This is a genomic window from Enterobacter cloacae complex sp. OE43NF (assembly GCF_023544405.1).
Lineage (GTDB): Bacteria > Pseudomonadota > Gammaproteobacteria > Enterobacterales > Enterobacteriaceae > Enterobacter > Enterobacter cloacae.
In genome coordinates, this window is record NZ_JAMJFW010000008.1 from 21182 (window position 1) to 41202 (window position 20021).

20 protein-coding genes are annotated in these 20021 nt (G+C 55.6%); 11 read left to right on the forward strand and 9 right to left on the reverse strand.

Features of this window, described 5'->3' with window-relative positions:
- Positions 1 to 36: 36 nt before the first annotated feature.
- Genes M8370_RS05580 through yihU form a run of 4 tightly spaced genes read right to left on the reverse strand, consistent with a single transcriptional unit; the run spans position 37 to position 5118 of the window.
- Positions 37 to 2061: an alpha-glucosidase gene (locus M8370_RS05580; RefSeq protein WP_250020610.1), complete on the reverse strand. Its 2025-nt coding sequence runs from the start codon at positions 2059 to 2061 to the stop codon at positions 37 to 39.
- 17 nt (positions 2062 to 2078) lie between these two features.
- The gene (yihS, locus tag M8370_RS05585; RefSeq protein ID WP_250020612.1) at positions 2079 to 3320 is read right to left on the reverse strand and encodes a sulfoquinovose isomerase; all 1242 of its coding nucleotides are present in this window, start codon (positions 3318 to 3320) and stop codon (positions 2079 to 2081) included.
- 14 nt (positions 3321 to 3334) lie between these two features.
- Positions 3335 to 4210 carry a sulfofructosephosphate aldolase gene (gene yihT / locus M8370_RS05590; RefSeq protein WP_058651828.1) on the reverse strand — a complete coding sequence of 292 codons (876 nt, stop codon included), beginning with the start codon at positions 4208 to 4210 and terminating at the stop codon, positions 3335 to 3337.
- A gap of 17 nt (positions 4211 to 4227) precedes the next feature.
- Positions 4228 to 5118, reverse strand: a complete 891-nt coding sequence (yihU, locus tag M8370_RS05595) for a sulfolactaldehyde 3-reductase (protein WP_058651830.1) — start codon at positions 5116 to 5118, stop codon at positions 4228 to 4230.
- Positions 5119 to 5273: 155 nt separating this feature from the next.
- Here yihU and M8370_RS05600 point away from each other — a divergent pair, with 155 nt between their 5' ends.
- The 6 genes from M8370_RS05600 (at position 5274) to fabY (ending at position 10019) form a co-directional block, all read left to right on the forward strand.
- Positions 5274 to 6170 carry a sugar kinase gene (locus M8370_RS05600; protein WP_057072639.1) on the forward strand — a complete coding sequence of 299 codons (897 nt, stop codon included), beginning with the start codon at positions 5274 to 5276 and terminating at the stop codon, positions 6168 to 6170.
- Between the two features lie 34 nt (positions 6171 to 6204).
- Positions 6205 to 7005, forward strand: coding sequence for a DeoR/GlpR family DNA-binding transcription regulator (locus tag M8370_RS05605; RefSeq protein ID WP_020686879.1), 801 nt, complete (start codon positions 6205 to 6207; stop codon positions 7003 to 7005).
- 119 nt (positions 7006 to 7124) lie between these two features.
- Positions 7125 to 7724 (forward strand): glucose-1-phosphatase, encoded by a 600-nt coding sequence (gene yihX / locus M8370_RS05610; protein ID WP_013099365.1) that lies wholly within the window; start codon positions 7125 to 7127, stop codon positions 7722 to 7724.
- Positions 7718 to 8599 (forward strand): virulence factor BrkB family protein, encoded by an 882-nt coding sequence (locus M8370_RS05615; RefSeq protein ID WP_013099364.1) that lies wholly within the window; start codon positions 7718 to 7720, stop codon positions 8597 to 8599. Before yihX ends, M8370_RS05615 begins: the two co-directional genes overlap by 7 nt.
- Positions 8596 to 9033, forward strand: coding sequence for a D-aminoacyl-tRNA deacylase (dtd, locus tag M8370_RS05620; RefSeq protein ID WP_250020613.1), 438 nt, complete (start codon positions 8596 to 8598; stop codon positions 9031 to 9033). Before M8370_RS05615 ends, dtd begins: the two co-directional genes overlap by 4 nt.
- 44 nt (positions 9034 to 9077) lie before the next feature.
- On the forward strand, positions 9078 to 10019 hold the full coding sequence (gene fabY / locus M8370_RS05625; RefSeq protein ID WP_013099362.1) for a fatty acid biosynthesis protein FabY: 942 nt from the start codon (positions 9078 to 9080) through the stop codon (positions 10017 to 10019).
- Between the two features lie 12 nt (positions 10020 to 10031).
- On the opposite strand, the gene M8370_RS05630 is transcribed toward fabY, so the two are convergent.
- Complete coding sequence (locus M8370_RS05630; protein WP_250020615.1) at positions 10032 to 10949, reverse strand: alpha/beta hydrolase; 918 nt, start codon at positions 10947 to 10949, stop codon at positions 10032 to 10034.
- A gap of 199 nt (positions 10950 to 11148) precedes the next feature.
- Here M8370_RS05630 and M8370_RS05635 point away from each other — a divergent pair, with 199 nt between their 5' ends.
- Positions 11149 to 11391, forward strand: coding sequence for a ribbon-helix-helix protein, CopG family (locus tag M8370_RS05635; RefSeq protein WP_020686881.1), 243 nt, complete (start codon positions 11149 to 11151; stop codon positions 11389 to 11391).
- A 2-nt stretch (positions 11392 to 11393) separates the two neighbouring features.
- Entirely contained in the window at positions 11394 to 11765 is a 372-nt protein-coding gene (locus M8370_RS05640) for a type II toxin-antitoxin system VapC family toxin (RefSeq protein WP_080292722.1), read from the forward strand.
- Between the two features lie 39 nt (positions 11766 to 11804).
- On the opposite strand, the gene fdhE is transcribed toward M8370_RS05640, so the two are convergent.
- Genes fdhE through fdnG form a run of 4 tightly spaced genes read right to left on the reverse strand, consistent with a single transcriptional unit; the run spans position 11805 to position 17328 of the window.
- The gene (gene fdhE, locus M8370_RS05645) at positions 11805 to 12734 is read right to left on the reverse strand and encodes a formate dehydrogenase accessory protein FdhE (RefSeq protein WP_250020616.1); all 930 of its coding nucleotides are present in this window, start codon (positions 12732 to 12734) and stop codon (positions 11805 to 11807) included.
- On the reverse strand, positions 12731 to 13366 hold the full coding sequence (gene fdoI / locus M8370_RS05650; RefSeq protein ID WP_013099357.1) for a formate dehydrogenase cytochrome b556 subunit: 636 nt from the start codon (positions 13364 to 13366) through the stop codon (positions 12731 to 12733). The genes fdhE and fdoI overlap by 4 nt, the downstream gene beginning before the upstream one ends.
- Positions 13363 to 14265 carry a formate dehydrogenase subunit beta gene (gene fdxH / locus M8370_RS05655; protein ID WP_014833793.1) on the reverse strand — a complete coding sequence of 301 codons (903 nt, stop codon included), beginning with the start codon at positions 14263 to 14265 and terminating at the stop codon, positions 13363 to 13365. Before fdxH ends, fdoI begins: the two co-directional genes overlap by 4 nt.
- 12 nt (positions 14266 to 14277) lie before the next feature.
- A complete protein-coding gene (fdnG, locus tag M8370_RS05660) occupies positions 14278 to 17328 on the reverse strand; it encodes a formate dehydrogenase-N subunit alpha (protein WP_086527976.1) in 3051 nt (1016 codons plus the stop codon).
- A 383-nt stretch (positions 17329 to 17711) separates the two neighbouring features.
- On the opposite strand from fdnG, the gene fdhD reads away from it, so the two are divergent.
- From fdhD to M8370_RS05675, 3 genes are all read left to right on the forward strand, one after another.
- Complete coding sequence (fdhD, locus tag M8370_RS05665) at positions 17712 to 18548, forward strand: formate dehydrogenase accessory sulfurtransferase FdhD (protein ID WP_058682052.1); 837 nt, start codon at positions 17712 to 17714, stop codon at positions 18546 to 18548.
- A 114-nt stretch (positions 18549 to 18662) separates the two neighbouring features.
- Positions 18663 to 18875: a YdgH/BhsA/McbA family protein gene (locus tag M8370_RS05670; protein ID WP_013099352.1), complete on the forward strand. Its 213-nt coding sequence runs from the start codon at positions 18663 to 18665 to the stop codon at positions 18873 to 18875.
- A 402-nt stretch (positions 18876 to 19277) separates the two neighbouring features.
- Positions 19278 to 19976, forward strand: a complete 699-nt coding sequence (locus M8370_RS05675) for a DUF1120 domain-containing protein (RefSeq protein WP_047351647.1) — start codon at positions 19278 to 19280, stop codon at positions 19974 to 19976.
- The last annotated feature ends 45 nt before the right edge of the window (positions 19977 to 20021 follow it).

Below are 20021 nucleotides of genomic sequence, written 5' to 3' on the forward strand. Positions count from 1 at the left end.
CCGTCTGCCCGCAGGTTTCCCCGCGGGCGAGCCTTATCAGATATGACGTAAGGTATTAAACAGATCTGCCCATTCGCTTTGCTGGCGATAGAAGACCGGTGGTTTGCCGAGCGGGGCAGCAACGGTCACCTCACCGCCCTGGCAGGTTTCACCCGTCCACACATTCACCCAGTTGTCCTGCGGCAGATAGAGCGTCCAGTCGTGGCGGCCCTCTTCATGAACCGGTGCCACCAGCAGATCGCGGCCAAACAGGTACTGGTATTTCAGCGTGTAGGCGCGCGCGTCGTCTTCATAATGCAGGAACAACGGTCGCATCACCGGCAGGCCACTTTTCGCGTTCTGCGCAACCGCAGCTTTGATGTACGGCTTCAGGGTGGTGAACACGGTGGTCATACGTGCAAAGTGCGCGATGGTTTCGGCGTCGCCGTCGAACTGCCAGTTGTCACCCGGGCGGTTACCTTCGTGGGTACGCATCATCGGCGTAAAGGCGCTGAAGTCGCACCAGCGCAGCAACAGCTCTTTGGTGCGTTTCATCTCGAACAGGGTGGTATAGCCGCCGATGTCGCTGTGGTGCAGCCCGTGACCGGTCATCGCCAGAGACAGCGCAGCAGGTACGACGGACGCCAGACCGTCGTCCAGGCTCCAGTCGACGTTCTGATCTCCCGCCCACATCATTACCGAGTGCTTCTGGCTGCCGGTATAACCCGCGCGCATGAAGAACAGGATCTCGCCGAGCTTGCCGGTCTCTTCCAGCGCCTCGTAGTTACATTTGGCCCACAGGGCAGGCCAGGCGTTATGCATGATCTCCGCGCTGACGCCGTTGTGCAGGAAGGTATCGGTTGGCAGATATTCGCCAAAATCGGCCATCCAGCCACTGCAGCCCAGTTCGATCAGGTTCTTTTTGATCACCTCTTTGTACCAGCCGTAGGCTTCCGGGTTGGTCAGGTCGATGACGCCCGCGTAAAACTCGCCAAACTCGACGTGGTAGTCCTTGCCGTCGGCATTTTTGGTCAGATAGCCGCGTTTTGCCGCCTCTTCACAGAGATCTTTGTCGCTGGCGACGTACGGGTTGATATAAGAGAGGAACTGCACGCCTTCCTGTTTCCACTGTGCAATACGCTCATTAAGCTGCGGATACAGCTCGCTGTTCCACTTCCAGTTCCACATCACGCGTTTGCCAAAGGAGGTCATGCGGATGCCGGACCAGTCCTGCGCCCAGATGCCGTTCACCTTCACCCCGCCTTGGCGCATGACGTCGAGCTTGTGCTGACACACCCCGGTGCCGCCCTGAATGCCCAGCGTCACGCCGTCGTAAACCCAGTCCGGCAGCTCCGGCTGTCGCCCCAACAGGCCGGTGAGTTTTTCCAGCAGATCGACGTAGGTTTCTGCACATTCAAAGCGCAGCGTGGCGTTATCTTCCCAGAACGCCAGTTCGTGGAAATCCGGCGCGCTGAAGTCGAAGTTCATGTAGCAGCTGTTATCCACGTGGCAGTAGTACTTCTGGGTGCTCACGAAGGTAGGCTGGGGGAAGAAGGTCCAGTAATAATCGCCGCCCGCGTTCTCTTTGCAGTCGGCCTGCCAGGTCACGTAGGTCTGCTTATTGCGGCCCACCCCCTGTTCGCTGGTCCACAGCGGGAACGGCTTTCCGCGCAGATCAAAGTACGAGAACTGCTCGCCGCAGCCGTAGATATGATCTTCAGGCTGGGCCGCCAGCCGCAGCCAGATGCGGTTGTGACAGGTGGCATCATTCTTCAGCTTCAGTTCCAGACGGCCTTCCGCATCCACACCCACCAGCAGCGTCGCGCTCACCGCATCGCCACGGGTAAAGCGGATCGCCCAGCCTGCGCTTTGCTGTGTAACGGTCGCGTCCGTCAGGGCGATTTTTTCGTTGAGCTTGTCTTTGATGCTGAAGTTGCCGCGAAACATATCGATATCGGCAACGCCCGCGCCGATCCACAGGCAAGGTTCATCGGTGGAGTGGGATAAAACCAGACGGTCCTGCCAGCGCAGGGTGAAGCCATGTTCGTTATTTTTCAGATCAATATTGTGTAGGGTACGCATAGAAAACTCCGTCTTTATTATTTGGCCTGGCTATCCAGTAATCCGGCGGCTACGGCAGGGGCTAAGCCCGGGGCCAGCGGCAGGCGGGGGATCACCAGGCAGTGCAGCAGATGGTAAATATCCTGCTTGCCGTCCCAGACTTTGGTGGTCACTTCGTTGTTGGTGTCCAGCTCCTGCCACCAGGATCCGTTCTCGTAATCCATCAGGTATTTGATGCAGTAATCCCACCATTTCTGATACCAGGCTTCGTACTGCGCCTCGCCGGTTACGGTGTAGAGCGCATACGCTGTGCCCATCGCCTCGACGATCGGCCAGCGCACGCGTTCGCGCACGATAGGCTTGCCGTCCCAGCCAACGGAGTAGACGAACCCATCGGCTCCGTCTGGCGCCCAGGCATCGCGGATGGTGGCGTGGAACAGTCCTTTTGCGTCTTCCAGCAGCCACGCCGGTGGGGTTTCGAAGCGGGCTTCCAGCGCGGCACGCAGGTGCAGCATCAGGCGGCCCCACTCAATCCAGTGCCCTGGTGTGCCGCCGTAGGCGCGAAAACGGTGGGCGGGATTATCGATGTTGTAGTCGCGGATCGGGTTCCAGTTGGTATCGAAATGCTCGTTAACGCGATACTCACCTTTGCGCGCCACGTCGTGAATAATCACTGAGGCGATGCGCAGCGCGCGGTCGAGCCATTTACGATCGTGGGTTACGTCATACACGATGAGGAAGGCTTCCACAGCGTGCATGTTGGCGTTACCGCCGCGGTAATCTTCCGTTTTGCTGAACGCTTCATCCCAGGACTCCAGGCACATCTGCTCCTGTTCGCTCCAGAAGTAGCGCTCAATCACCTCAATGGCGTCGTCCAGCAGCCTGCGCGCCTGTGGGTGTCCGGTGGTGACGGCGCTCGCCGCACCCAGCAGCACGAAGAAGTGCTGATAGCCCTGCTTGGAGGCATCCACCACGCCTTCATCGTTAACACAGGCGTACCAGCCGCCGTACTGTTTGTCGCGCAGCGGGCCGTTCAGGGCATTGATGCCGTGCTCAACCAGGGCATACGCACCGGGACGACCCATGTTCGCCGCCACCGCGTAAACGTGCAGCATACGGGCGGAGATCCACAGATGCGTGCCCATATCGCTGCGAACCTGCCCGTTATTGCCCAGCCAGCCGAAGCCGGTCGGTACGGCTGCGTTTTTACCGAAATCAAGAATGCGGTCGGTCTCTTGTTCGAGCCAGCGGTTATGGCTCAGGGTGTTAAACCATTTCATGTTCGGGTCCTTTCTTAACGGCGAGCCATCATTTCGTCGACGATCTCACCCAGGCGCTGCAGTTTAGGTACGGAAATATCGCGAAGCATCAGCCCGGTGTCCGGCAGGCCAATCACCGATGACCAGACGGCGCGACCGGCTAAAAAGCCTGATGCCCCCGCCTGCATGGCAACGCTCACGGCGCGCGGGAATAATTTTTCGTCCACGCCGGAGGAGAGGATCACCCACGGCATGGCGATGTGCTCGTTCAGCTTCTGCGAGGCCGCCAGCAGTTCCTGCTGCGTGCCTTTACCCAACAGCGGCATCTCCACTTTGTAGAGGTCCGCACCGCTGTCACCCAGCTCTTTGGCCGCATCGATAATCGCCTGTTCGCGGTTAAACCCGGCGCCGCGACGCGGTGGACGCACCACCGGCTCGATAATGCTCAGCAGGCCGTTGTCGTGGCACAGGGAGTTAAATGCCTTCACCATCTCAAGACGCTGCTGCGCGTCTTCATCGCTACGCCATAGCACCAGTAATTTCAGCGCCTTGCCGCCATCGCGTTTGACCGCCTGCGCATCGACGTTCTTGTCGATCGTCACGCTGTCGACGGGAATACCGTTCCCTGGAATAAACTCGTCGGCCGCCACAATCAGCGCGCAGCTTTTAGCTACGGCCTGCTGCTCCACAATCTGGCGATAACAGAACTGCTGGTCGACGAGAATGGCAGAGGCGTACGGCGACAGAATTTTCGCTGCGTTGACCTTAAAATCCGTCAGATGCTGGTCCGTGACCGGCACCGGCGCACCTGCTGCGGCAAACATCAGGCGCATCGCTTCGCGCTGATCGACGGCCAGCATCGCAAAACCGCCGGAAGGTCGGGTGATATCTTTCAGGGTGTACATCGTCATTCCTCAGTCCTTTCGTATCAGTGTGATTTTTTCAGCCCGGCAGATGCGCGAACCTGTTCAAGAATGGCTGTCCAGTCTTCGCGCCCGCGCCCGGCGGCGCGTGCCTGGTTGTAAACTTCGCGGGAAGCCGCGCCCAGCGGCATCGGAACGTGGAGCTGGTTGGCCACGTCCAGGGCGATCCCCAGATCTTTATGTGCAAGGTCGATCATGAAGGCGGGTGAAAGATCCCCTTTCAGCACCTTGTTCGGCCAGGAGGTGGTGAAATGGCCTTTACCTGCAGGCGTGCCGCTCATGACCTTGAGCGCCACCTCAAAGGAGAGACCGAGCGCTTCACACAGCACGGCCGCCTCGGCGGACAGGGCGTTTAGCGCAATGCTCATGTAGTTATTGATAAGCTTCACGCGGATGCCCATGCCCGGCCCGCCGGCGTTAATCAGCTCATTGCCCATCGCCATTAAGACGGGGGTGGCGCGCTCAACCTGCTCCGCCGTGCCGCCTGCCAGCAGGAGCAGCGTGCCGGCGATGGCATGGTCTGAGGTGCGCCCGACAGGTACGTCCATCAGGCTGAAGCCACGCCCGGCCATGTCGTGGATCAACGCGTCGGTTTGCAGGGGATGAATGGTCGACATATCGATCACCAGCGCGTTGCGAGATAAGCCTTCGCAAACGCCGTGTTCGCCAAACAACACGCTGCGCACCAGGTCGCCGTTGGGCAGCATGGTAATGACGAACTCGGCATCCGTTGCGGCCTGCGCGGGCGTTGCCGCCGCCTTCGCGCCGCTCTCCACCAGGATCTGAACCGCCTGCGGGTTCACATCAAAGACCTGAAGCTGGTGACCTTGCTTCAACAGATTCTTCGCCATTGGCGCGCCCATCTGCCCTAAACCGATAAATGCGATTGCTGACATGCCTCTCTCCTGTCATATCGTGTCAATTTTTGCGCGTTTATGTTGTCTGTTTTTGATCGTATTTGTAATTTATAGTCAAAAAATTGACAGGGGTCACTTTTTAAACATTTGATGAAATTAAAATGAAGGCATCAGAAATTGCAGAAGGAAGCACCATGACTCGCATCGTTTGTGTCGGCATAACCGTGCTGGATCGCATCTGGTATCTCGATGATTTACCGAAAGAAGGTGGGAAATATGTCGCAAAAGACTATACGGAAGTGGGCGGCGGCCCGGCGGCAACTGCGGCGGTGGCGGCGGCAAAACTGGGGGCATCCGTGGATTTTATTGGTCGGGTGGGTGACGACGATACCGGCAGAAGGCTGCTTGCGGAGCTGGAATCCCTGGGGGTGAACACCCGCTATACGCGTATAGTGAAAGATGCCCGCTCGTCACAATCGGCGGTGCTGGTGGACGGCAGCGGGGAACGCATCATCGCGAACTATCCCAGCCCCGATCTTCCCGCTGCGGCAGACTGGCTGCAGGGTATCGACTTCTCGCAATGGGATATTGTTTTAGCCGATGTGCGTTGGCATGAAGGGGCGAAGCAGGCGTTTACCCTTGCCCGTCAGCAAGGCGTCACAACGTTGCTCGATGCGGATACAACCCCTCAGGACATCGCGGAACTTATCGCCCTCAGCGATCATGCTGCCTTTTCCGCGCCGGGGCTGCGTCGGGTAAGCCATCTTGAGGAAACGGAAGGTGCGCTTAAAAAAGCACAAACGCTCACAAATGGACACGTCTATGTCACGCAGGGCCGGGACGGCTGCTTTTGGCTGGAGAACGATGCCCTGTGCCATCAGCCGGGTTTTGAGGTCGAGGTGGTTGATACCACCGGGGCGGGGGATGTTTTCCACGGTGCCCTGGCGGTCAGCCTGGCGCAACGGTTATCTCCAGCGCAAGCCGTGCGTTTCGCCAGCGCCGTCGCCGCGCTGAAATGTACTCAGCCCGGCGGTCGCGCAGGTATACCCGACTGTGATCAAACCCGCTCTTTTTTGTCACTTTTTGTATAAAATGCGGGGCGTGATGGTTTTCAGAGGACAGCCCATGAGCCTTACCGAACTGACCGGCAACCCGCGTCACGATCAGCTGCTGACGCTGATAGCCGATCGCGGATATATGAACATTGATGAACTGGCGCAGCTGCTGGACGTCTCGACGCAAACCGTGCGCCGGGATATCCGCAAGCTGAGCGAACAGGGACTGATTACGCGACATCATGGCGGTGCGGGCAGGGCATCCAGCGTGGTGAACACGGCCTTTGAGCAGCGCGAAGTGTCGCTGACTGAAGAGAAGCGGGCGATTGCCGAAGCAATTGCCGACTATATTCCTGATGGTTCGACTATTTTCATCACCATTGGCACGACCGTGGAGCACGTGGCCCGTGCACTGCTCAACCATAACCATCTGCGTATCATCACTAACAGTCTGCGGGTGGCACACATCCTCTATAAAAATCCGCGTTTTGAGGTGATGGTGCCCGGCGGTACGCTGCGTCCACATAACGGCGGCATTATCGGTCCGGCGGCGACGGCGTTCGTGTCTGGCTTTCGGGCGGATTATCTGGTGACCAGCGTGGGGGCGATTGAACACGACGGCGCGATGATGGAGTTTGACGTCAATGAAGCCAGCGTGGTGAAAACGATGATGGCTCATGCCAGACATATTTTACTGGCGGCCGATCATACGAAATACACCGCCTCTGCCGCCGTGGAAATTGGCAACGTGGCGCAGGCAACGGCGCTCTTTACCGATGAACTGCCCGGCTCTGCGCTACATAACCATCTCAAATTCAGCAAGGTAGAAGTTGTCGAAGTCAGCACAGGCGACGAGCAGCAGGCTGGATAACCTTTCTGACGGCCCGAAAATCCCTTCGGGCCGTTCCTTTCTTTAAGCTGAATCTGGCGCATAGCCAAACCTTATCTTTCCCGCTACAGTTACTTTTCCACGGCGAGCAGGAGATAAACATGCTTTATATCTTTGACTTAGGAAATGTAATCGTCGATATCGATTTCAATCGGGTGCTGGGCGCATGGAGCGATTTTAGCCGTGTCCCGCTGGCGACGTTAAAACAGAGTTTCGCCATGGGCGAGACATTCCATCAGCATGAACGGGGTGAGATCAGCGACGAAGTGTTTGCTGAACGTCTGTGCCATGAAATGGATCTGCCGTTAAGCTACGAACAGTTCTCCCACGGCTGGCAGGCTGTATTTGTCGCTATCCGCCCTGAGGTTATCGACATCATGCATAAACTTCGCGAGCAGGGTCACCGGGTCGTCGTGCTGTCGAACACCAACCGCCTGCACACCACGTTCTGGCCTGAAGAATATCCAGAAGTTAAGGCCGCAGCAGATAAAATCTACCTCTCGCAGGAGATGGGGATGCGTAAACCCGAAGCGCGGATTTATCAGGCGGTACTGCAAGCGGAAGGATTCTCCGCGTCCGATGCGGTCTTTTTCGATGACAATGCCGATAATATAGAGGGAGCTAACCAGTTGGGTATTACGTCAATTCTGGTGACCGGAAAAGAGACGATACCGAACTACTTTGCGAAGCAGTTATGCTAAAAACCGTTCATCAAAAAGCCACGCACCATACTCGCCCGCTCAGGGCCTGGCTAAAACTCCTCTGGCACCGTATTGATGAGGACAACATGACCACGCTGGCGGGTAACCTCGCCTACGTGTCGTTGCTCTCCCTGGTACCGCTGGTGGCGGTTATTTTTGCCCTTTTTTCCGCTTTTCCCATGTTTGCAGAGGTCAGCCTGCAGCTGCGTCACTTCGTCTTTGCGAATTTTATTCCTGCCACTGGCGATGTGATCCAGAACTACATTGAACAGTTTGTCGCAAACTCCAGCAAGATGACGGCAGTGGGGGCGTGCGGGCTTATCGTCACCGCGCTTCTGCTGATGTACTCCATCGACAGTGCGCTTAATACGATCTGGCGGAGTAAAAAAGTCCGCCCGAAGGTCTACTCCTTTGCTGTTTACTGGATGATTTTAACTCTCGGCCCGTTGCTGGCGGGGGCGAGCCTGGCGATTAGCTCCTATCTGCTCTCCCTGCGCTGGGCCAGCGATCTCAACGGTGCCATTGATAACGTGTTGCGTATCTTCCCGCTGATTTTATCGTGGCTCTCTTTCTGGCTGCTCTACAGTGTGGTGCCGACCACGCGCGTGCCGAACCGTGATGCGGTTGTTGGCGCACTGGTGGCAGCGGTACTCTTCGAACTGGGCAAAAAAGGGTTTGCCCTTTACATCACCATGTTCCCCTCCTATCAGCTCATTTATGGCGTACTGGCGGTGATCCCCATTTTGTTTGTCTGGGTTTACTGGACCTGGTGTATCGTCTTGCTTGGTGCGGAAATAACTGTCACTCTCGGCGTATACCGCGAACTTAAAAAAGCAGCAGAAGCTGAAAAACAACAAGAAGCAGACCAACCATGATTGCATTGATACAGCGCGTAACCCGTGCCAGCGTCACCGTGGAGGGAGAGGTGACGGGTGAAATTGGCCCAGGACTTTTAGTGTTGTTAGGTGTCGAAAAGGATGACGACGAACAAAAAGCCAACCGCTTATGTGAACGCGTGCTGGGCTACCGTATCTTCAGTGATGCGGAAGGCAAGATGAACCTTAACGTCCAGCAATCGGGCGGAAGCGTGCTGGTGGTTTCCCAGTTTACACTGGCCGCCGATACCGAACGCGGCATGCGCCCGAGTTTCTCAAAAGGTGCGGCCCCGGATCAGGCAGAAGCGCTTTACGAGTACTTTGTTGAGCGTTGTCGCCAACAGGAAATGAATACGCAAACCGGACGATTTGCTGCAGATATGCAGGTATCGCTGGTGAACGATGGCCCCGTTACATTCTGGCTCCAGGTATGAGCCAACTGGCGGCGTGGCCGCGGGTAACAAGAGAGAGTACAGCTATGTATCACCTTCGAGTACCGCAAACGGAAGAAGAGTTAGAAGCCTATTACCAGTTCCGCTGGGAAATGCTGCGCAAGCCATTACATCAGCCTAAAGGGTCTGAACGCGACGCCTGGGACGCCATGGCACATCATCAGATGGTGATGGACGAAGAGGGTAACCTCGTTGCCGTCGGGCGTCTGTATATTAATGCCGATAACGAAGCCTCTATTCGTTTTATGGCGGTCCATCCCTCCGTGCAGGACAAAGGGTTAGGTACGTTGATGGCCATGACCCTGGAGTCAGTGGCCCGTCAGGAAGGCGTTAAGCGCGTGACCTGTAGCGCCCGCGAAGATGCCGTTGAGTTCTTCGCCAAACTCGGTTTTGTTAATCAGGGGGAAATTACGACCCCGCAAACCACGCCGATTCGCCACTTTTTGATGATTAAACCCATCGCCACGCTGGATGATATTCTCCACCGCGCGGACTGGTGCGGACAGCTTCAGCAGGCCTGGTATCAGCACATCCCTCTCAGTGAAAAGATGGGGGTGCGTATTCAGCAGTACACCGGGCAAAAATTCATTACCACCATGCCGGAAACCGGCAACCAGAACCCACACCACACGCTATTTGCCGGCAGCCTGTTTTCGCTCGCCACGCTCACCGGCTGGGGGCTTATCTGGCTGATGCTGCGTGAACGCCACCTTGGCGGCACGATCATTCTGGCTGATGCCCATATTCGCTACAGCGCCCCCATAAGCGGCAAACCGAGCGCCGTGGCCGATCTCGGCTCTTTGGGGGGCGATCTCGACCGCCTGGCGCGCGGCCGCAAAGCCCGTGTACAGATGCAGGTTGAACTCTTTGGCGATGAAACCCCAGGCGCGGTGTTTGAAGGTACCTATATCGTTCTGCCTGCGAAGCCGTTTGGCGCGTATGAAGAGGGCGGGAACGAGGAGGAATAAGGTTCCCCGATGTTATCGCCGGGCGGAGTTGATCCGCCAGGCGATGTCCCGAAGAACATCTCGCGCTGATGGACTGACGCCGGCAAGCTGGAAGAAGCCGTGGATGACACCCAGCCAATGCTGCGCTGTGCAAATAACCCCTTGTTCTGTCATATGTTGATAAAGCGCCTGACCCTCGTCGCATAGCGGATCGTACTCGGCGGTAATAATGTGTACCGGCGGCAGGCCGTTGAAATCATCCCGCCAGAGTGGGCTGGCTTCAGGGTCCCGGCGGTCTGTCTCTGCCAGGTACATGTCATAACCACTCAGCAGCGTATCGCGCGTGATAACGTAGTCCTGCCCATTATGGGTGTAGCTTGCAAAGCTGGCTGTGGCGTCGAGCATAGGGTAAATAAGGATAAGCTGGGCCGGATTCCACTGTGTTTTAGCCTTGAGCCGCAGCGCGGTGACCAGCGCCAGATGGCCGCCTGCACTGTCACCACAAAGCGTGATGCGGTTTTTATCCACGCCGACTTTTTCTGCATGTTGCCAGACAAGCTCCGCCGCTCTCTCTGCATCATCATGCGCAGCGGGGAAGGTATGCTCCGGTGCCAGCCTGTACTGAACCGCAATCACCCGACACTGACCGTAAAACGCCAGCTGGCGGAGCTGATTGTCATGGGTTGCAAACCCACCGCTGACAAAACAACCGCCATGGTAGTAGAGGGCACAAGGTAACGTTTCAGCGACATTGAGAGGCGAGAATACCCGAAAGGTAAGGCCATCAATGACAAGCGTTTCAACCTGCACGCGGGTTTCGGTTTCGCCGGCAAGTACAGTGCTGGCTACATATCCGGCTCTCCGGTCATCAATACTCTGCTTACGCGCGCCAGGTCGGCCTGCAGCGATAAAATCCTGCACAAGCTTATCAATACCCTTTTCCAGTGCCATGGTGATGTCCTTTTGCTGTATGTATATACAGATTTATAGCCTGATTTAGTGCAGATGAAAACAGCGAAATCTGAGGATGCAAACGATATGGAAAGCGGCTCGCAAAATTGATTACTCTCGAAAAAATGCCCTTTAACCCTAAATTGATAAGGTGTATTTTGCCTGAAAATTAACCGCAGATGATATACTAAGGTGATATATGAGTGTTTTGGCGGAACTGGATATGGGCAGAATACTGATCGATTTATCTGATGACGTGATTCAACGGCTGGATAACCTCAAGCAACTGCGAAATCAGCCGCGCGCTGAGCTGCTACGGGAGGCGATAGAGCTGTATCTCGACCAGCAGAGTTCGTCTGTTATCCGCGCTGCGCTTGGCTTGTGGGGAGACAAGAAAGAAGACGGACTGGAGTATGAACGTAAGCTGCGTGAGGAATGGTGATCGTGAATAATATGGCCGTGTTTGATACCAATATTCTCATTGATCTCTTCAACAACCGTGTCGAAGCTGCGGATGCGATTGATCATGCCGCGTCACATCGAGCCATTAGCTTAATTACCTGGATGGAGGTGATGGTGGGCGCACGCAGGCATGGTCATGAAGCGAAAACGGCAGCCGTGATGGGCGCTTTCGAAATTATAGATGTGTCTCGGGATATCGCGGAAAGAAGCGTTTTACTGCGTGAAAAGCATGGAATGAAACTGCCTGATGCCATCATTCTGGCCACAGCCCAGAGCAGAAAATGTCCGTTGATTTCTCGAAATACGAAAGATTTTTCGGGTATTGATGAGGTCGTTACGCCTTATCAACTGTAGGCCGGGCAAGCTTGCGCCGCCCGGCACTATTACAGGGGATTACTCCCCTTCACCCGGGAACAGGAACGGGTTGATAGAGCTACGGGCAAAGCCCTCCTGCTCCATTTTGGCGTCCAGAATCAGCGAGGCGAGATCGTCGGCCACCGCTTCAACTTTCGGGTCTTTTTCCTGATACAGAATCTTCAGATACGTACCGCAATCGCCGCAACTTTCGGCTTTTACCGCCGCGTCTTCATTTTCCAGCGACCAGTAGTTCAGATCGCGGGTCTGCTCGCAGTTGCTGCACTTCACGCGCACCACATGCCACTCTGTTTCACACAGGTTGCAATGCAGGTAGCGCAGCCCCTGGGTGGTGCCGATCTGTACCATGCTGGAGACTGGCATTGAGCCACACACCGGACAGAACTGGCGCGCTTCGCCGTATTCGGCGCGCGCTTTACCGGGGATCAGACTGGCCATTTGCGCCCAGTAGAGCGACAGCGCAGCCCAGATAAACGGCGCTTTATCGCTGCTGACCAGCGAGAAGTCAGAGGCAAACAGCGCGCTCGCCATCTCTTCCAGCTCCTGATCGGAGGCTTTTTCCAGGTTCTCAATGACCGCCAGCGCGGTGCCGCTCATCTCGGGCTTCAGCTCGGCAATCAGAGAATGCAGCAGCTTATGCCAGTGCTTGTCACGCGGCAGGACGTGAATAGCCAGCGGCGGCTTGCCCTGCTCACTGGCTTCTTTGATGCGCGCAGTCAGATCCATTTGCAGCGGGTGGTCGTACAGCACCACTTCCTGCGCATGGGCAACCAGCGCGGCAAAACGCAGAAAATCGCCCAGCGGGTTGTTCTCTGCCAGCTCGCGCAGGCGCTCTGCACGGCGGTTGTAGAGGTTCTTGAGTCTGGGGAATAACAACGGCGGAATATATTCCGCCGTGCGTTTCTCGCTCGACCCCAGCTCATCTTGCGGGATTATGCGAATACTCATTCAGATGACTTTTCCTGTTTCTGGCGGACTTCACGGTACCAGCGCGGGTGATGTTTCTTCGCCCACGTTTTGGTTACCCATCCTTCCACCATCGCGGTAATGGTGCCTTTCACCCAGAGGGCGGCGTAAATATGCACCATGATAACCACAATTAACGCCACTGCGGCAAATGAATGCAGCATCAGCGCGAATCGGATCACCGGGATTGAGAAAGCAGGCGCAAAGTACGGACGCCAGATGATCACGCCGCTCACCAGCAACAGGACCAGGAAGATAATCGCCGCCCAGAATACGCACTTCTGGCCGAAGTTATAACGCCCGGTGTCACCCACTTCCTCGTTGACGACGATCTTACGAATATTCTTCGCCCAAAAGATATCATCCCGATTGATTAGGTTATGGTGCCAGTAACGGAAAAACATGATGATAAACGAGGCAAACATCACCACACCCACGAACGGGTGAAGGATGCGCGCCAGTTGCGGCGTACCCAGTATCTGCATCAGCCAGTTGAAGGACGGGAAGAAGAACCCCAGCCCGCTTATCGCCGCCAGCATAAAGCAGAAGGCGGTGACCCAGTGGTTGATGCGTTCCGGCGCGGTGTAGCGCACGATGGTGTCACGTTTTTTCATTTGCGCACCTCGTCTTTCTCTTCATGCAGGTTGTCGTCTTCCTCTTCCGCGCGGTTCGGACCGACGCCGACGTAGTGGAAGATGCTCGCTGCGAAGGTGGCAGCAAAGCCTACCGCTGCCAGCGGTTTCCAGATGCCTTTCCAGAACTTCACGGTGGCGCTGATTTCCGGGTTCTCCGGCAGGCCGTGATACAGATTCGGCTTGTCGGCATGGTGCAACACGTACATGACGTGCGTACCGCCCACACCGGCCGGATCGTACAGGCCAGCGTTATCGTAACCACGGGTTTTCAGTTCACCCACGCGTTCGGCCGCCAGCGTTTTCATATCCTCTTTGGAGCCAAAGTGGATGGCGCCGGTTGGACAGGTTTTCACGCAGGCTGGCTCCTGGCCAACGTTCACGCGGTCAACGCACAGCGTACATTTGTAGACGCGGTTGTCTTCCGGGTTCAGTCGCGGCACGTCAAACGGGCAGCCCGCGATGCAGTAGCCGCAGCCGATGCACTGCTCGGACTGGAAGTCGACAATGCCGTTGGCATACTGAATGATAGCCCCTTCTGACGGACACGCCTTCAGGCAGCCCGGATCCGCACAGTGCATACAGCCATCTTTGCGGATAAGCCATTCCAGTTTGTCGTTCTGCTCCACTTCAGAGAAACGCATTACCGTCCAGGACTTGGCGGTCAGGTCGGCCGGGTTGTCGTACACCCCGACGTTGTGACCCACTTCGTCACGGAGGTCGTTCCACTCTGAACAGGCCACCTGACAGGCTTTACAGCCGATACAGGTGGTAACGTCGATAAGCTTCGCCACTTCCTGCTGGTGGTCCCGCGCCTGAGGCGCGGGCGTGAAACCGTTAGTCGCGGAACGACGAATAATGTCCTGAGATTGATAAGCCATAAGTCGTCTCCGTTACACCTTTTCCACGTTCACGAGGAAGGCCTTAAACTCCGGCGTCTGCGTGTTCGCATCACCGACGAATGGCGTCAGGGTGTTCGCAATGAACCCTTTCTTCGCCACGCCCTCATAACCCCAGTGAATCGGAATACCGATGGTATCCACCTGCTGACCGTGTACGTTCAGCGTGCGAATACGCTTGGTCACTACCGCCTTGGCCTTGATATAGCCACGGTTGGAGGAGACCTTCACGGTATCGCCATGGGCAATGCCGAGCTTGTTCGCCAGCTTCTCGCCGATCTCCACAAACTGTTCCGGCTGCGCGATGGCGTTAAGCAGCGCGTGCTTGGTCCAGTAGTGGAAGTGCTCGGTCAGACGGTAAGTGGTGCCCACATACGGGAACTTGTCTTTTTTACCCAGCGCTTCAAAGTCGCCCTTAAAGATACGGGCAGCCGGGTTAGAGACCACGTTCGGGTGCAGCGGGTTAGTACCCAGCGGCGTTTCAAACGGCTCGTAGTGTTCCGGGAACGGCCCTTCCGCCATTTTATCGATGGCAAACAGGCGTCCCATCCCTTCAGGCTGCATGATAAACGGCCCGACATCGCTGCCTGGTGCGGCAGTGCTGTAGTCCGGAATATCCACGCCGCCCCATTTCGCGCCGTCCCATTTCAGAAGCTGACGCTTCGGATCCCACGGGTTGCCCTGCGGGTCAGCGGAGGCACGGTTATAGAGAATGCGGCGGTTCAGCGGCCATGCCCAAGCCCAGCCCAGCGTATTGCCAAGGCCCGATGGGTCAGCGTTATCGCGGTTGGCCATCTGGTTGCCTTTCGGCGTCCAGCTACCGGTAAAGATCCAGCAACCGCTTGAGGTGGTGCCGTCATCACGCAGGTGCGCGAAGGTGCTGAGCTGATCGCCTTTCTTCGCCAGCACGGTACCGGTGGCCGGGTCGATAACGTCCGCCAGCGCCTTACCGTTGCTCTCCATCGCCACTTCTTCCGGGGATGGATTCTCCGGCGTCGAGTAGTTCCAGGTCATGTTCAGAACCGGTTCCGGGTTCGCGCCGCCTTCTGCCGCGTACATCTTACGCAGGCGTAAGAAGATACCGGCCAGGATCTCGCCGTCGTTCATGGCGATGCCCGGGGCGTCCGCACCTTTCCAGTGCCACTGCAACCAGCGGCCAGAGTTGACGATAGAACCGTTCTCTTCCGCGAAGCAGGTTGATGGCAGACGGAACACTTCGGTCTGAATTTTTGACGGATCGACATCGTTCGATTCACCGTGGTTCTGCCAGAAGGTAGAGGTCTCGGTGTTGAGCGGGTCGATGGTAATCAGGAACTTCAGTTTCGACAGCGACTCGACAACCTTGTTCTTGTTCGGGAACGAGGCGACCGGGTTAAAGCCCTGGCAAATGTAGCCGTTGACCTGACCCTGGTGCATCATCTCGAAGTACTGCAGAACGTCGTAACCTTTGTCCCACTTCGGCAGCCAGTCAAAGCCCCAGCTGTTTTCCGCCGTCGCTTTGTCGCCGTAGAAGGCTTTCATCAGCGAGACGAAGAACTTCGGATAGTTGCCCCAGTAGTTCACCTGGCCTTCAAGCAGCGGTTTTGGCGTGCTGGCTGTCAGGTAGGTTTGCAGGTCCGGTTGTTTCTCGCTTGGCAGGTTCATATAACCCGTCAGGCTTTGTGACAGCAGGCCGAGGTCGGTCAGACCCTGAATGTTGGAGTGACCGCGCAGGGCGTTCACGCCGCCGCCTGCCATCCCCATGTTGCCGAGCAGCAGCTGAACCATCGCCATGGTACGGATGTTCTGCGCACCAATGGAGTGTTGCGTCCAGCCGAGGGCATACAGGAACGACGCGGTTTTGTCTTTCGCGCTGGTTTCGGCGATAAGCTCGCAGACCTTCAGGAAGTCAGCCTTTGGCGTACCACAGATGTTCTCAACAACGTCCGGCGTATAGCGAGAAACGTGCTCTTTCAGCAGGTTCCACACGCAGCGCGGGTGTTGCAGGGTGGTGTCGCGCTTCGCAAAGCCGTTCTCGTCCAGCTCGTAGTTCCAGCTGGTTTTGTCGTACTTGCGTTTTTCGGCGTCGTAACCGCTGAACAGGCCATCTTCGAAGTGGTAATCCTCACGCACGATCAGGCTGGCGTTGGTATAGGCTTCGGTGTATTCGCGGTTGTATTTTTCGTTAGTCATCAGGTACAGCAATACGCCTGACAGGAAAGTGATGTCAGTACCTGAACGAATAGGGGTGTAGAAATCCGCCACTGACGCTGTACGCGTAAAGCGGGGATCGATCACAATCAGTTTCGCACCGTTGTGGATTTTGGCTTCCATCGCCCAGCGGAACCCGACAGGGTGCGCTTCAGCGGCGTTACCGCCCATCACCACAATGAGGTTGGCGTTCTTGATGTCGACCCAGTGGTTGGTCATCGCACCGCGACCAAATGTTGGAGCAAGACTTGCTACCGTTGGTCCGTGTCAGACACGCGCCTGGTTGTCGACCGCGAGCATACCGAGTGCGCGCGTGAATTTCTGAGTTAAATAGCCGGTTTCGTTACTGGAAGCCGATGCACACAGCATCCCGGTGGAGAGCCAGCGGTTGACCGTCACGCCGTCGGCGTTCTTCGCAATAAAGTTGGCATCGCGGTCTTCTTTAATCAGTTTAGCGATGCGGTCAAATGCTTCTTCCCAGCTGATTTGCTGCCATTTATCAGAGCCAGGCGCGCGATATTCCGGGAATTTCAGACGGCTTTCGGAGTGGATAAAGTCCACCAGACCGGCCCCTTTCGGGCACAGCGCGCCGCGGTTGACCGGGTGGTCCGGGTCGCCTTCGATGTGGAAGATAGACGCTTTGGCGTTTTTAGCACCGTCGCCGAGGCTATACATTAACAGCCCGCAACCGACAGAGCAGTACGTACAGGTATTACGGGTTTCACGGGTGCGCAGCAGTTTATACTGCCGCGTTTCCGCCAGCGCTACGCCAGGCGCAAAGCCCAGTGCCGCTGCCGTGGTGCCTGCCATACCGCCAGCGCAGATCTTAAAGAACTGCCTTCTGCTGACCTGCATGGGTCACTCCTTGTTTCGACATTGCTTACATATGTAGTTTTGACTTCGCGGTTGAATAATGACCGCAAAGGAAAAAAATTTGCGTTAATCCCTCATTTCTCCGGGGGATATCACCAGAATACCACAATGTCGGTACGCCTGTTCCAATGGCGTTAATACAAAGTGAACGTATTATCACCGTGTTGATTATAAAGTGTGATATCAATCACATTATTAACCCCGCATGTTACAGGGGTGTAGCATGGCGCCGGTTGCACCTCTCCAGAATGAGTAGGTAAACTTGAGGCGGTTGGGTGCTGAAAAGTTGATCCATACTATGCGTAAGGCCTGTGGTTTATGCTGCAATAGCAGGCTCACCTCCGTGGTTGTTCAGGAAAACCGTTGTGTCTAAACAAAACCGTGCTACCCACTCGTCACCGCTGCCAGCAGGCATTGTGGAGCTGTCGGTACATCGACCCCCTCACATTACCCACGCCACGCCCGATTTTCTGGCGGAAGAAGTTCCCGTCGCCCTGGTGTACAACGGCATCTCGCACGTTGTGATGATGGCGTCGCCAAAAGATCTTGAACTGTTCGCCATCGGGTTTTCGCTCTCGGAAGGCATCATTGCGCATCCGCAGGACATTTACGGCATGGATGTGGTTCAGGCCTGCAACGGTCTGGAAGTGCAGATCGAACTCTCCAGTCGTCGCTTTATGGGGCTGAAGGAGCGTCGTCGCGCGTTGGCCGGGCGAACAGGGTGCGGCGTCTGTGGCGTTGAGCAACTGAACGATATCGGCAAACCTGTCGCGCCGCTGCCCTTTACGCAGACCTTCAATCTGGCCAACCTCGACCACGCGCTTGCCCACCTCAACGACGTGCAGCCCATCGGTCAGTTGAGCGGCTGTACGCATGCGGCGGCATGGGTTCTGCCATCAGGCGAGATCGCCGGTGGGCATGAAGACGTGGGACGTCACGTGGCACTGGATAAACTGATGGGGCGACGGGCGCGGGAGAGCGATCTCTGGCAGCAGGGCGCAGCGCTGGTTTCCAGCCGCGCCAGCTACGAGATGGTGCAAAAGTCTGCGATGTGCGGCGTCGAAATCCTGTTTGCGGTCTCGGCGGCGACGACGCTGGCGGTAGAGGTGGCAGAGCGTTGTAACCTGACGCTGGTCGGCTTCTGCAAACCGGGAAGGGCTACCGTTTACACGCATCCTCAGCGTTTAATTGTTGATCAATAATTTTGAATGATATTAGCAAATCCTTCCGCTTTTAGTTGTCGGTCATGAGGTCTAGTATTTATCTCATCAAGGCACGGTGCCTTACCTAAACAACTTAACGAAAGGGTTTATATCATGAAAAGCATCAAAACTTTTGTCGCTGTAATCGCTCTGGCTGCTTCATTCGGTTCTTTTGCTGCACAGACTGTCACCGCTTCCGCCTCCACGCTGGATGGCGCAGAAGCGAAAATCGCCGCTCAGGCTCAGGAAGCGGGCGCGTCCTCTTACAAAATTACTCAGGCATTCTCTGGTAACCGCGTACATATGACCGCTGAACTGAACAAATAAGTTGTGTTGCCACTGTCCCTTGCTCTTCGGAGCGGGGACAGGTGTAAAAAACTCATCCCGCTTCTCGCTTGCAAAGGCGAAATCTCCTCTCCCTTCTCAATTGTTATTCCTGTTTAACGCTTATCGTTAAATAACCCTCTTAAATAATTTGTCTGATAAGACTGTCGATAACATAATTCCCTTCAATGCTTTTAAGCCGCTGGCGCTATTTACATTCATATTTCAAATAATTGATCTTAATAGTTAAGGAATTCCTCAGGTCTAAATCCTAAAGATGGGTCAGACAATTGATAGCGGTTATTGATGCTGGTATTTTCCGGCAATTAATATTGCTTATCGATACCCTCGGCCAAATGTTGGCATTTGGCTTTCTTTTGTATTTCACCTTAATAAGGAAATTGAATGAACGCATTGATCAAAAAAGGAATGCTGGTTACAGCGTTAGCCATGTCGGTTAATACAGCTATGGCTGCACAAAGCATTGATATTAAAGTAACAGGTAAAATCCTTCCATCCTCATGCACTCCAGCCTTCCCAAGCGGTGGCGGTGTGGCTGACTTTGGTACCATGAAGGTTGCCTCACTCAACTCGACCAGCATGACCCCGCTGACGGAAATGAAAGAAATTCCTGTTGCCATTACCTGTGAAGAAGCCACGCGTGTTGCTGTGAAGTTTACCGATTCGCGTGATGACTCTTCACCCACTGAAAACGTCGTAATGGGTAATGGCTTTACCGGTTCGCCATCTACTGTGTTTGGTCTGGGAATGTATAACGATAAAAAAATTGGTGCCTATGCATTAGCGTTATTCCGTACTCAAGGTGCAAACACTAACAGTAATGGGGACCCGCTTTATCCATTGGCGAGTATAGATGGTGGAAAAGGCTGGGTTGTTAGAGGCGCCGACTATATGCAAATTTACAGTGACAATTCTGAAATTTATGCCTTTGCTTCAGATAAAACGAGTGGCGCGCCTTCTGCAGAAAGCAAGATCAACTTTAAGGTTGCTGTGAGCGCCACAATCAACCCAACCAACGATTTAAACGTCACGGATGAAGTGACGCTGGACGGTTTAACCAACGTTGAGCTGGTTTACCTCTGATTATCACAGTGCTGATAATTCACTGCTCCTCTGATTAGGGGAGCA